A 13,075-nucleotide genomic window follows, 5' to 3' on the forward strand; every position below is an offset into this window, starting at 1 on the left:
CTTTGTATTTAGGCATATACATTACAAACTTTAATCACAAAACGCATCAATGCATATAAATCTTTATACGTTTCCTTATTTATACGAACTGTACAATCATATATCTTTTTCCACATTATTCATTTTCTTATATGATAAAATAAAATATAAGGAAGAAGGTGCTCCCTATGTGGAATCGACAACAAGTTAAAGAACAAGCTAAACTCATTATGAAACGAAACTATTGGAAGATGTTTGTGGTAACTCTGCTTACAGGAATATTAACTGGTGGAAAAACAACGATTATTGAAAGAGTACAAGATTTTGCTTCAAACAATCTTTCTTATGATGCCCAACCTATATTCTATTCATCTAATTTCCAATATATATTTTATTCCTTTATTTCTGTTGCTAGTATTTTAGGAATCCTCTATACAATCTTTATTGGTAATGTTATTGTAGTTGGAAAAAATGGATACTTTATAAAGAATAATAACGAGAATCCTGAACTAAGTGAAATATTCAAAGGGTTTAAAGGCAATTATTTAAATGTGGTAAAAATCCTGTTTTTAATGGATTTAAAAACCCTGCTATGGCTATTCTTATTCATAGTACCTGGAGTTATTAAAGCTTACGAATATTCTATGATTCCATATCTATTGGCAGAAAATCCAAATCTTTCGGCTGATGAAGCCTTCTCTTTGTCCAAACAAATGACGACTGGACAAAAGATGGATCTATTTGTCTTAGATTTATCTTTTTTAGGATGGATAATTCTAGGCGCAATTTGTTGCGGAATTGGACTTCTATTTGTACAACCATATCCAGAAGCAACAAAAGCCGAAGTTTATTTAATTTTAAAACACAGAATATAGGAGGAATTATATATGTTTGAAAAAGTTGATATTCATAGTCTAAACTTCAATCCTTTTGATAAGATTGGAAAAGACTGGCTACTTATCAGTGCTACAAAAAGCGGTAAAACCAACACTATGACCGCTTCTTGGGGGACACTTGGTCACTTATGGAATAAGGATGTTGCGATAATCTTTATTCGACCACAAAGATACACAAAAGAATTCGTTGATGAAAGTGAGACGTTTACCCTATCTTTCTTTGATGATAAGCATAAAGAACTATCTTACTTAGGCACAAAATCAGGTAAGGATGAAGATAAGATTTCAAAAGTGAATTTCCATATTGAAATGGTAGATGGAAATCCTACATTTGAAGAAGCTAAAGAAGTCTTTATTTGTAAGAAGCTCTATGTTGGAAAACTCGAAAAAGAATATTTCTTATTGCCTGAAATTTACGAAAAAAATTATCCACTCGATGATTTGCACTATGTATATATTGGAGAAATTACAGATGTCTATTCAAACAAATAAAATTATTCATGTCAATAACGAACACATATTTGGTGCTACTACACTAAAAAATATTGCTCTTCCTGAAAAGAACAATACCGCACTCCATGTATGTATCGATCCAGAAGCTGTTATGATCAACCGCAAAAGATTAGCTGAAGAACTAAATATGCCTCTAGATAACTGGGCACTTCCTTGGCAAAAGCACACAAACAACATGGCCCACGTTACTTCTAGTGATAAAGGTAAGGGTGCCTATGACAAAAATACAAGCATTATGAATGTAGATGCCGTATATACGACAGAGCCAAACATTCTAATTGGTGTATTTACGGCTGACTGCTTAGGTATTCTTGTCATTGATGAAACAACACCATGCATATGTGCCATTCATTCTGGATGGAAAGGAACTACTTTAGAAATCACAAAAAAATGCTTGAGCGAATTAATCGAAAAAGATTTGATTCACCCCAAATCTTGTCACGTATATTTTTCTCCAAGTATTCAATTTGATTCTTTAGAAGTTGGCATGGAAGTTGTTGAACAAATGAAACAAATCAGCATTGATACAACACCTTTCATTCGTTATATGCCAAATGAAAAAGCCTATATTGATAATCAAGGTATCAATATTGAAATGTGTAAAGAATTAGGGGTTCCGGCACAAAACATTCATCCAAGTGTATATGATACAAAAAAAGAGCTCAATACATGTTTTAGCTATCGTAATGATAAACAAACAGGCGAACACTTTACCTTTGGATATATTAAATAAGCCCAAGCAATCTAGCTTGGGTTGTTTTGTCTTTCGCGAAGGCGATTATCTAAATTGACCTTACGATAGATTTCGGCATGCAGTTCATAAAAATCCATCGATTTCAGCATGTCCTTTTTTTCTTTCGAACAATCCGGTCTGTCTAAGTAGTATAGGAAATGCGAATCTTGACACATATAGATAATTACGGCAAGCCCACAATCGAGGACATACGTTCTGGCATAAACATTTTTTTGATTATGAACTAATTCTCTTGCGAAATCTTCTGGTTCAAGATGGACGACAGTACACATTTCTTATACCCCCTTTGACACCTGCATTATGTATGAATTATGGATTCTTCTCAAGAATCTAATTTCATTTTTTCGTTTTCCAAGTTTTTATTTAAGATTCAAAAAATTTTATCTCAATTTGAGTTGGCTACAAAAATTTTAATCTTTAACGCTATTTCTTGCCTCAATTCCATTACATTCATTTCTCTTAATTCTTCTTTTTTAGAAACATCGACATCAAGACAATTCAAATAATAAAAATCATCCCCATCATAATATCCATACACAATACCGGCAATTCCATTATCTAAAACAATCGGTGTGGGAATCAATTGTTTCTTCTTTTTCATCATTGCCTTCGCAAATTCAACCGGATTCAATCGAACTACCATATCTATCACACACTTTCTTTAGACAGTCTCATTATGCACAGAAACAATATTGAATTCATTACTCACTTTCAAATTATTTGTATTCCCACTTTTTATTCTGTTTTCAAAATATTTCGTTTATAATTTAATTGGATTCAAAAGAAAATAGGTGAAAACATGTCAAAGAAGAAAGAAGAAAGACAACTTCAAATTCGTCAAATTCTTGAAGGAAAAGAGAAAATAAAAGTCGCAGAACTTGCCAAATTACTTTCTGTTACTCCAGAAACACTACGTAAAGATTTAGATGAACTACAAGAAAGAAAAATATTAATTCGAGAACATGGATACGCCAAGATTCAAAGTTCTTCTGTCGAAACATTTGTCGAATTAAAAGCACAAAAAAATAAAGAAATGAAAAAAATTGTGGCCCTAGAAGCATTTAGCCGAATTGAAAATGGCATGATCGTATATTTGGATTCTGGAAGCACAATTTTAACGGCTATAAGTGCTTTACGAAACAAAAGTGACATCACCATTGTCACCAACTCTATTCTTGTAGCTTATGAATGTGCCAACATGAATTTAAACATCATCATGGCTGGTGGTTTATTATTTAATATAGGGAAAAGAACCTATGGACATTTCGCAACCGAAATCATCGACCATTTAAGCATTGATTTAGCCATCATGGGAACAGATGCTTTCACTGAAAAGAGTCATGGATTTACCACCATTTCAGCCGATGAACTTGGTTTTAAACGTCATGTTATGAATCAATCCGCAAAAAAAATCATGATCAGTGATGCAAGTAAAGTTAATAATAAGGCAGATATTGCGCCTTATGCCTTTTGTAAATTTAATGAGTTTGACGAATTCATCACAAACCATTTAACAGCAGAACAATATGATGTTGTAAAAACAGTCAAGAAAGTCACACAGGTGTAGCTTATGTCAAAAAAGAAAGATGAAAGACAATTCAAGATTCGTCAACTTCTGCAGGAACATCCAAAAATCAAGATATCCGATTTAGCTGATTACTTTCAAACTTCAAGCGAAACCATTCGTAAAGATATTATTGAACTTGAAAATTCTAAAATCATAAAAAAAGAGCATGGCTATGCGCTACTTTTAGAAGAACCTGATGAAATGCCCATTTCATTAAGAAATCAAGAATATATTGAGGAAAAGAAACAAATCATGAAGAAAGCCTGCACCTTTATCAAAGAAGGAATGGTTGTCTATTTAGATGCCGGTAGTACATGTCTTGCAGGTATTCCTTTTCTTCAATCCATTCATAATATTACGATTGTGACAAACTCCATCTTTGTAGCCTACAAATGCGCTAAACTAAACATGCACGTTATTTTAATTGGCGGAAACATTTCCAACAATGCCTATCGCTCTTATGGAAACTTTGCCAGTGAAACTATCGATTATATTCATATTGATGTTGCGATTTTAGGAACCAAAGGATTTAAAGACAACAATGGATTTACTACTTATGAAAATGAATATGAATTAAAGCGACATATTCTTCAACAAAGTGAAAAAATCATTGTGGTAACTGACAAAAATAAATTTAATGCACAACCAGAATACACATACTGTAAATTCAAAGAAGTGGATGTATTTATTTCAAATACATTAACTAAAGAGAATAAATCTCAAATCCAAGTAATCCCAGAAATAATAGAGGCAGAAGTTTAAACCCTTCTGCCTTATGCGTATGGATGATCAATTGTGAGTACGAAATAAATCTTTTTATCCGATTGAATATGCTTTAGAAGCATATCTTCTATTTCTTCTTGTGAATACTTTTCTTCAAACGGAATTACCAAATCAAACACCAAATTTACATGTGTTGGTCCTGACACAATTCTAAAATCATGAAATCCCCATTTTGGATCAATTTGATGAATAGCTTTGACTACTTTTGCACGGTACAACTCTGTTTCTGGATCATTTACCTTTACTGGATCCATATGTAAAACTAAATCAATATTCATATTTTCTTTAACTTCACGCTCTATATTATCAATATGATCATGCGTTTCAAAAATATCTTTTGAGGAATCCACTTCTACATGGGCACTCGCAAAAATCTTATTTGGACCATAATTATGTAGCATCATATCATGTACACCTAAAATTGCAGGATGTGCCATAATCCTATCTACAATATTGTGTACAAGTTCAGGATCTGGTGCTTCTCCAATTAAAGAATTAATCATATCTCTTAATAAGCCATAAGCTCCATAAAGGATAATTCCTGAAACTACAATACCCATATATCCATCTAGATTAAAGTGAAGAACTGGAGACAATAATGTAGATACAAGAACTGCCGTTGTTCCACATACATCACTAATTGAATCTAATGCCGTTGCTTCTAATAGACTTGAATCATATGTTTTAGAAAGTTTCTTATTGTATGCATACATCCAAAATTTAACTATGATAGAAATTAAAAGAATAATGACGGATGCAATTCTAAAATCAATACTTCCCGGATGAATCACTTTAGAAATACTTTCTTTTGCGGTTTCAAAACCAAGAACTAAAATCAATATACCTACAAATAAAGACGCAATTGTTTCCGTTCTTTCATGACCAAATGGATGATCCTTATCTGCTGGCTTATTTGCGAGATGAAAAGATAAAATCGAAATAATATTCGAACCCGCATCTGTTAAGTTATTTACTCCGTCAGCTTGAATAGATACCGAATGTACAATGGTACCAATCATAAACTTAATCACAAATAAAAATAAGTTACTAAATATACCCACAATCCCCGATAATTTACCAACATTTGTTCTTACATTGGCATCTTTTGTATCTTGATAATTCTTTATAAATCTACGCACTAAAAAATTCATTATTTACCACCTTCACGTCTCTAAAGTATAGCTTACCTAAAGACAAAATACAAAACGAAACAGGTAGTACAATATAACTTTCAAGTTGCAACTTCATATGAAATCGTATACATTTTATGTAATGGAGGTACATTTTATGATTAATAAAATTAAGGTCTTGGCTGCAGACGTCGATATGACTTTAAGTTCGAAAAGCAGTCCTTTACCTAAAATCACAATACAGGCTTTACAAGAATTGCATAATAGAGGCGTTAAGCTTGGCTTGGCAACCGGAAGAGAAATCACCGAAATGGAAAAAACAAAAGGAATATTTTGGAAATTAGGGTTTGAATTTGATTTCATAATCGGAATGAATGGTGGCATGATCTATGATCGAAACCTGGATAAGACATTTACAATGGACATGATGAGTATTGAAGAAATGAAAGAAGTCTTAACTTTCTTGATGCCAATCATTGAAGAAAATAAAGTGTCTATAAACGTTGAAGGAAATCAACTACACAACGTTATGAATATCAACGAGGATTTGTTAGATATGTCAAAACGAAGAAACATTCCACTTATTGATAAAACAGGTGATATTGATGGTTTTTGTGAAAAACCTGTTTATAAGTTCTTATTTAGAACAGACCCAGAAACAACGCAACTTATCCGTGATCAAGTAGAAGTACAATATAAAGGGAAATACCAAACTATTGAAACATTCCCAGGAACTATCGAATTAATGTATAGTGGTTTCTCTAAAGGTAGAGGTTTAGAAATGTATTGCGAATGGAATCAAATCCACTTAGAAAATACAATTGCGTTTGGTGATAATGAAAACGATAATTCTTTACTACTCACAAGTGGATGGGGAGTCTGCCTAAAAGATGGCAATCCAAACACAAAGGCATTAGCCGACAATATTACTGACTACGATTGTCTTGATGGTGGTGTAGGACATTACATATTTGATCATATATTAAACAACAAGGATGTGGAATTCTAGAAATCCACACCCTTTTCATTAAAATAACTCGCTTTTTTTATTCTCCATATATTATCTTTTATCCTGTATTCTTGCTATTAGTGTACACCAATTTAAAAGAAAGAAAACCCAATCAGCATAATGCGGATTGGGTTAACAATACTTAGTTATTAGAATGCAGTAATTTATTTGGAATATACATTAAACCTCGTTTAAACACATCCCAAAAACTCAATGATCGAAGCATTCGATCTGCAGGTACATATTCTCTTATAGCACGAAGTGTTTTTTTGTTGTCTTTTGTAGAGAAAGTAAAGTATGTTTTCTCATTTATGAAAATCACAAATCGAGAAATACTTTTGTTAAATAAGACACTCGCTTCTACTCGATCAATTGTATCCCATGGAATTTGAATACAATCTTCAACATTTCTTTCATTGTAGAATTCAAATGCTTTATTTCCAACCATGACATTTCCATTGGAACTCAATCCTGCAAAAGATGTTGCCTTGATTGTTAAATCAACTTTTGAATTTAATGATTGTGCCATATGTACCTCCTCAAGCTATTACATAATTCCGATTACACGACCAATAATACCAACTACGAATAATGCGATAATAATTGTGATTGGAGAAACTTTCTTCTTCAATAATTTACAGCATAATAAAGTTAATAATAAAGCTGCAAGACCTGGAATCAAAGAATCTAAGTTTTGTTGTAAAGTTGTAACTTTGATTTGATTTAAACCAGTAGCTCCTAATGAAGAATATTGTTCTAATGCACTCTTAATTCCGTCAGCATTTCCTTTAATTTGTGACCAATCAATGTATGCACCTTCAGATTGAGTAACACTTGAAACAACTGGAGTAAATGAAATACTTACCCAGCGTTGAACCAATGCACCAATGATAAACATACCTAAAATACTTGCACCTTGAGTAATTTTACCAAGAAGTCCACCAGACATATCTTCAGCAATTTTAGTACCTACATTGTAACCAAATTCTTGTGTATACCACATGAACGCTAAACGAATTACGTTCCATAATACGAAGAATAAGATTGGTCCTAAAATGTTTCCACTTAATGCTAAAGAAGCACCTAAAGCACCTAAGATTGGACGCATTGTAAACCAGAATACTGGGTCACCAACACCAGCTAAAGGACCCATCATACCAACTTTAACACCTTGGATTGCTGTATCATCTACATTTTCACCATTTGCTTTTTCTTCTTCCAAAGCAAGTGTAACACCCATTACTGGACTTGATACATAAGGGTGAGTATTATAGAACTCCATGTGACGTTTTAAAGCGGCAATTTGATCTTCCTTGTTAGGATATAATTTTTTGATTGCAGGAATGATTGAATAGCACCATCCACCATTTTGCATACGTTCATAGTTCCAAGAACCTTGAAGGAATTGATGACGCCACCAAACTTTTTTACGATCTTGTTTAGTTAATGTAATTTTTTCAGCCATTTTCATTTACCTCCTTCAAAATCCTAGTAATCATTCAAGATGTCGCCTAATGGATCACCAGAACCAGTATTTGATCCTCCACCATTATTTTTAGCAGCATCTTTCAAACCTAAATAAACGATTGCGATAACAACACCAATTACACCTAATGCAATTAATGTAAATTCACTTACACAAGCAAATACGAAACCTAAAGCGAAGAATGGCCAAGTTTCCTTTGTAGCCATCATGTTGATTACCATTGCATAACCAACAGCAGCAACCATTCCTCCACCAACTGTCATACCACCAGATAACCAAGCTGGCATTGCATTTAATACACTTGTTACAACTGAACTAGGCACGAAGCATAATGCAGCAGCAGGAATCGCAATACGAATACCTTGTAAGCAAATACCTACGATTTGCCAACGTTCAATGGCTCCAAAATCACCTTTTTCAGCAGCACCATCCATGAAGTGAACAACTGGAATTGCAAGTGTACGGCAAAGCATAGTTAAGAATAAACCAGCAACTGATAATGGAATAGCTACGGCAATTGCTGTAGAAATAGCAGTTGTAGTATCTGTTGTTCCACCATTTAAACCTAAAACCATGATAATTGCAGAAGCAACTGAAGCTAGTGCAGCATCTGGTGCAACCGCTGCACCAATGTTTGCCCAACCTAAAGCCATCAACTGCAAAGAACCACCTAACATAACGCCTTCTTTTAAGTGACCAGTAACCAAACCAATTAATGTACATGCTACTAATGGTTGGTGGAATTCATATTGGTCAAGAACCCCTTCCATACCGGCTAAGAAGGCAACAATTACAACTAAAATAACGCTAATCGCTGACATAATAATCTCCCTCTAAATTTACTTTAATTCTGTTTTTGCTTTTTTAAGAATTTCATCGAAGTTTTCAGGTGAATCCGTTGGAACCTTACGAACATCGATTTTAATTCCCATTGCTAATAATTCATCAAATGTTTTTACATCATCACTACCCATAGAAACGGCCTTTGTACATACAACCTTTCCTTGTGAGTGTGCCATTGAACCTAAGTTCAATTCTTTAATATCAACTCCACCTTTGATAGCCCTTAATGCATCTTGTGGTGTTTCAAACAACAACATTGCTTTTGTAGCTCCAAAACGAGGATCTTTTGCGACTTGGATCATCTTGTCAATTGGAACGACATTCGCTTTTACTCCTGGAGGAGCTGCCTGTTCGATCATGCTCTTTCTTAAATTGTCATGAGCTACATTGTCACTAACAACAATGATACGGTTTGGACCAACTGTCTTTGTCCAAGCTGTTGCTACCTGACCATGAAGTAAACGTGTATCAATACGTGCTAAGCCATATTTGATATGTCCATCTCCAAGTACTGTTCCTTCTGGAATAGCTCCTTGAGGTGCTGCACTTACTTCCGCTTTCTTTTCTTCTTTTGGTTCTAATTCTTTTGGATTGATCTGTACACCCTCTTGTGCAGTCTGCATTACGTGTGCTGCAATTTCGTGTGCCTTCTCCATTGAGAATCTAGAAGCATACGTTTCAATCAACATAGGCAAATTCAATCCTGTGACAATTGCCCATTTGTCTTCGTGACCATCTAACAAGGCACTTGCCTGATTGAATGGAGTTCCTCCCCATAGGTCAACTAAGAACAATACTTCTTCTTGATTTTCAAAAGAAGCGATCGCATCTTCCATCTTCTTTCGAATGTCTTCAGGTCCTTCACTAGGCATCAAAGTACAAGGCTTTACATTGGCTTGTTCACCAAAAATCATAGCTCCTGACTGGAAGATACCATTCGCAAATTCACCATGACTTGCAAGAATAATTCCTACCATATATTTTCATCCTTTCTTAGAAATTCAATACGCAAAAAAAAGACAGACATATACATTTAAACTGAAGATATACAATAAACCAATAAAGATTATATCTTCAATTAAAATAGTAAATGCCTGCCTAACCAGTTACACGCTATTGAATATTCACTTTTTACATCAAAAATGTACCACCATCTGAAAGCGTTGTCAACAATAAAATCAAGAAGTTATCGTACTCGATAAGATTCTCTCCAAGTGTAAAGCCAAATAACCCAACTCTGAATCCGGCAAATCTTTATGTAAGACATGGCTCAATTGTTCACATAAAACACGAGCCTGCTCATATGCGAATGGAAACTTTTCTTTTGTGAATTCTGTAATATCCATCTGCAATTCCTCATCATTATTCAGTCTCAACAACAAAAACTTAATATGATTCATTAAACGAATATATGACAATGAATTCGCATCAATACGAATATTTAAATCGGCCTGTAATTTCATGAAGAATTCACGAATCACACGCATAACTTCCATCGAATCTCCTACTTTATTTACCGATATAGCTGAGTGAATGTGTAAAGTAATAAAAGCAATTTCCTCTGCATTAATTTCTTCATGCGTATATTTTTCAATAACATCTTTTGCCTTTAATGCCACTGAATATTCATCAGGAAACATAAGTTGAATATCCATATTAAATGGATTGGATGGAAAATCTTTCTCTTTAATTCTTTTTACCGCAAAATAAATATGATCTGCTAAAGATAATAAGATATCATGTTCTACTTTACCAAATTTCTCTTTTGTTAAAGTAATAATCTCAGATGAAATTTCAATATACATTGGATCAATGTAATCAAAAATATTATTCGACTTCTGTTTCGCCTGATATGACTTTTGCATCTTATATTGCTTTGCATTTCGCGGAATTTCCACATTTTCCCCTTGCTTTTTACCAAATCCAATTCCTTTAGACATCACAATTATTTCTTCATTTTCTTTTAAAACCAAGATTGTATTATGATTCAAAATCTTTAAAATTTCACACATATATCCATTATCCCTTTACCCTTAACATCATATCATGACATTGCATTTTTCCATATTTCTTTTCTAATTCAGCACCATCTTTTATTTTTGTGAATACAACTATGATATTTTCATCCAACGCATTTTCTTTGATATACGTTAGATCTGCATTCCACAATACATCTCCAGCTTTTACTTTCTGGTTTGGTTTTACCAACAATTCAAATCCCCTGCCATTAAGTTTTGCCGAATCCGTACCAAAATGAATTAAAATCTGCGTATTATCATCAATTGTAATACCAATCGCATGTTTTGTTGGATAAACCATTGAAATAACACCATCACAAGGTGCTACAACCACACCATCACTTGGACGAATCATAATTCCATCACCCATTAGTTTATGGGCAAACATAGAATCCGATGCTTCCTCTATAGGCATTACTTCCCCATTTACTAAACATTCAAGTTCAAACTGTGTTTTTGTTTCCAAAACAACTTCTTTATCATCAAAATCATAACTTTCCGGCACATTCAACATATACTCATCCAATTTTGTTTTTATATTTGAAGCTTGTGGACCATAAATAATTTGAATCGCATTTGGCTGGCACATAATAGCTGCAGCCCCCGATTTTTTTAAAACCCCCTCATTAATTAAAGAATCATCTTTGATAGTCGCTCTTAATCTTGTGATACAACAATCTAAATCGGTAAAGTTACTACGTCCTCCTAAGCCTTGAACAATCATCTGGCTTCTTGGATCAATCAAAGATTTATCAAAACTAAAATCATACTTTTTCTTATCAAACACCTTAATACTCTCATCTCTTCCCGGCGTTTTTAAATCGCATTTAACAATCAGAAACTTAAATACCCCATAATACACAAAGAAGTATACTAAGCCAAGCAAAACCACAGTTATCCAATTTGTCTTCGCATTTCCTTGTAATATTCCAAACAACGTAAAATCAAGTAAACCTGCTGAAAAAGTAAATCCAATCGCAACCTGTAAAGCTTGTGCAATTACAAAACATGTGGCAGCTAAAAACACATGAACAACATATAACAATGGTGCCACAAACAAGAAAGAGAATTCAATCGGCTCTGTAATTCCTGTTAATGCACTTGTTAAAGCCGCCGAAAGCAATAAACTCGCCGTCTTTTTCTTTGCTTCTGGATTTGCACATTGATACATAGCTAAAGCCGCACCAGGCAAGCCAAAAATCATAAATATAAATTCTCCCGAGAAAAATTTAGTTGCGTTCACACTAAAATGAGTCACACTTGGATCGGATAATTGCGCAAAGAAAATATTCTGTGCACCAGATATCATTGAACCATTTACCATTTGTACACCGCCCAATGCACTCTGATAAAATGGCATGTACCAAACGTGATGCAAGCCAAAAGGAACTAAACTACGCTTAATAACTCCATAAATAAAAGTTCCAAAATAGCCAGAATCCGATATCAATCGGCCTAAATTATAAACGCCATGTTGTAATGGTGGCCAAACAAAATACATAAGCACACCTACAAATACATATGTAACAGCGCAAACAATTGGAACAAAGCGTTCTCCTTCATAAAAAGAAATCACACTTGGTAGTTGAATCTGATAAAACCGATTATGTAAATAACTCACACCAAGTCCAACTATAATTCCGCCAAACACACCCATTTCAAGCGACAACATACCGCATACCCAAGTAATGGATCCATCTAAAGCCTGGCCTGAAACTACACCATTCACTATACTTCCATCTAAACAAAGTAACGCATTAATCGTGGCATGCATCACAAAAAAAGCAATAATAGCTGCAAGTGCCGCGACTTCCTTTCTTCGCTTAGACATTCCTAAGGCAATAGAAACCGCAAAAATTAATGGTAGATTATCAAATAAAATTTTGCCCACTTGTTTTAATAAAATTAAAACACTATATAAAAAGGTTCCTTGCCCTAATACCGATTCTAAATGCAATGCAGCTATCGTTGTTTCATTGGTTAAAGAACTTCCTACACCCAAAAAAATACCTGCTACAGGAAGTACTGCAATAGGCAACATAAAGGATTTTCCCATTCTTTGCAAAAAGCTAAATACATGATGTTGTTTCATTTATT

At 33.9% G+C, this 13,075-nt stretch carries 15 protein-coding genes; 6 read left to right on the forward strand and 9 right to left on the reverse strand.

The annotated features are described in order from the left end of the window. Nucleotides 1-167 precede the first annotated feature (167 nt). Genes EUBIFOR_RS11035 through EUBIFOR_RS11045 form a run of 3 tightly spaced genes read left to right on the forward strand, consistent with a single transcriptional unit; the run spans nucleotide 168 to nucleotide 2,121 of the window. On the forward strand, nucleotides 168-854 hold the full coding sequence (locus tag EUBIFOR_RS11035) for a DUF975 family protein (RefSeq protein ID WP_003866151.1): 687 nt from the start codon (nucleotides 168-170) through the stop codon (nucleotides 852-854). 12 nt (nucleotides 855-866) lie between these two features. Then, nucleotides 867-1,367 (forward strand): flavin reductase, encoded by a 501-nt coding sequence (locus tag EUBIFOR_RS11040; RefSeq protein WP_003866152.1) that lies wholly within the window; start codon nucleotides 867-869, stop codon nucleotides 1,365-1,367. Further along, a complete protein-coding gene (locus EUBIFOR_RS11045) occupies nucleotides 1,348-2,121 on the forward strand; it encodes a purine nucleoside phosphorylase YfiH/LACC1 family protein (RefSeq protein WP_040466531.1) in 774 nt (257 codons plus the stop codon). The genes EUBIFOR_RS11040 and EUBIFOR_RS11045 overlap by 20 nt, the downstream gene beginning before the upstream one ends. Nucleotides 2,122-2,132: 11 nt before the next feature. Here EUBIFOR_RS11045 and EUBIFOR_RS11050 read toward each other — a convergent pair whose 3' ends face one another. Then, nucleotides 2,133-2,414: a hypothetical protein gene (locus EUBIFOR_RS11050; RefSeq protein ID WP_003866154.1), complete on the reverse strand. Its 282-nt coding sequence runs from the start codon at nucleotides 2,412-2,414 to the stop codon at nucleotides 2,133-2,135. A 113-nt stretch (nucleotides 2,415-2,527) separates the two neighbouring features. Further along, on the reverse strand, nucleotides 2,528-2,785 hold the full coding sequence (locus tag EUBIFOR_RS11055) for a hypothetical protein (protein WP_003866155.1): 258 nt from the start codon (nucleotides 2,783-2,785) through the stop codon (nucleotides 2,528-2,530). A 156-nt stretch (nucleotides 2,786-2,941) separates the two neighbouring features. Here EUBIFOR_RS11055 and EUBIFOR_RS11060 point away from each other — a divergent pair, with 156 nt between their 5' ends. Continuing rightward, nucleotides 2,942-3,709, forward strand: a complete 768-nt coding sequence (locus EUBIFOR_RS11060) for a DeoR/GlpR family DNA-binding transcription regulator (protein WP_003866156.1) — start codon at nucleotides 2,942-2,944, stop codon at nucleotides 3,707-3,709. A 3-nt stretch (nucleotides 3,710-3,712) separates the two neighbouring features. Further along, the gene (locus EUBIFOR_RS11065; RefSeq protein ID WP_003866157.1) at nucleotides 3,713-4,471 is read left to right on the forward strand and encodes a DeoR/GlpR family DNA-binding transcription regulator; all 759 of its coding nucleotides are present in this window, start codon (nucleotides 3,713-3,715) and stop codon (nucleotides 4,469-4,471) included. A gap of 11 nt (nucleotides 4,472-4,482) precedes the next feature. Here EUBIFOR_RS11065 and EUBIFOR_RS11070 read toward each other — a convergent pair whose 3' ends face one another. Next, entirely contained in the window at nucleotides 4,483-5,643 is a 1,161-nt protein-coding gene (locus tag EUBIFOR_RS11070) for a cation diffusion facilitator family transporter (protein WP_003866158.1), read from the reverse strand. A 136-nt stretch (nucleotides 5,644-5,779) separates the two neighbouring features. On the opposite strand from EUBIFOR_RS11070, the gene EUBIFOR_RS11075 reads away from it, so the two are divergent. Next, nucleotides 5,780-6,631 (forward strand): HAD-IIB family hydrolase, encoded by an 852-nt coding sequence (locus EUBIFOR_RS11075; protein ID WP_040466533.1) that lies wholly within the window; start codon nucleotides 5,780-5,782, stop codon nucleotides 6,629-6,631. Between the two features lie 142 nt (nucleotides 6,632-6,773). On the opposite strand, the gene EUBIFOR_RS11080 is transcribed toward EUBIFOR_RS11075, so the two are convergent. From EUBIFOR_RS11080 to EUBIFOR_RS11105, 6 genes are all read right to left on the reverse strand, one after another. Then, a complete protein-coding gene (locus EUBIFOR_RS11080; RefSeq protein WP_003866160.1) occupies nucleotides 6,774-7,160 on the reverse strand; it encodes a DUF956 family protein in 387 nt (128 codons plus the stop codon). Between the two features lie 18 nt (nucleotides 7,161-7,178). Next, a complete protein-coding gene (locus EUBIFOR_RS11085) occupies nucleotides 7,179-8,096 on the reverse strand; it encodes a PTS system mannose/fructose/sorbose family transporter subunit IID (RefSeq protein WP_040466534.1) in 918 nt (305 codons plus the stop codon). A 23-nt stretch (nucleotides 8,097-8,119) separates the two neighbouring features. Further along, entirely contained in the window at nucleotides 8,120-8,938 is an 819-nt protein-coding gene (locus EUBIFOR_RS11090) for a PTS mannose/fructose/sorbose transporter subunit IIC (RefSeq protein WP_003866162.1), read from the reverse strand. Between the two features lie 18 nt (nucleotides 8,939-8,956). Continuing rightward, complete coding sequence (locus tag EUBIFOR_RS11095; RefSeq protein WP_003866163.1) at nucleotides 8,957-9,937, reverse strand: PTS sugar transporter subunit IIB; 981 nt, start codon at nucleotides 9,935-9,937, stop codon at nucleotides 8,957-8,959. 201 nt (nucleotides 9,938-10,138) lie between these two features. Continuing rightward, nucleotides 10,139-10,972 carry a PRD domain-containing protein gene (locus EUBIFOR_RS11100; RefSeq protein ID WP_003866164.1) on the reverse strand — a complete coding sequence of 278 codons (834 nt, stop codon included), beginning with the start codon at nucleotides 10,970-10,972 and terminating at the stop codon, nucleotides 10,139-10,141. A 7-nt stretch (nucleotides 10,973-10,979) separates the two neighbouring features. After that, nucleotides 10,980-13,070, reverse strand: a complete 2,091-nt coding sequence (locus EUBIFOR_RS11105) for a PTS sugar transporter subunit IIABC (RefSeq protein WP_003866165.1) — start codon at nucleotides 13,068-13,070, stop codon at nucleotides 10,980-10,982. Between the last annotated feature and the right edge of the window lie 5 nt (nucleotides 13,071-13,075).

This window comes from Holdemanella biformis DSM 3989 (assembly GCF_000156655.1).
Classification (GTDB): Bacteria; Bacillota_I; Bacilli_A; order Erysipelotrichales; family Erysipelotrichaceae; genus Holdemanella; species Holdemanella biformis.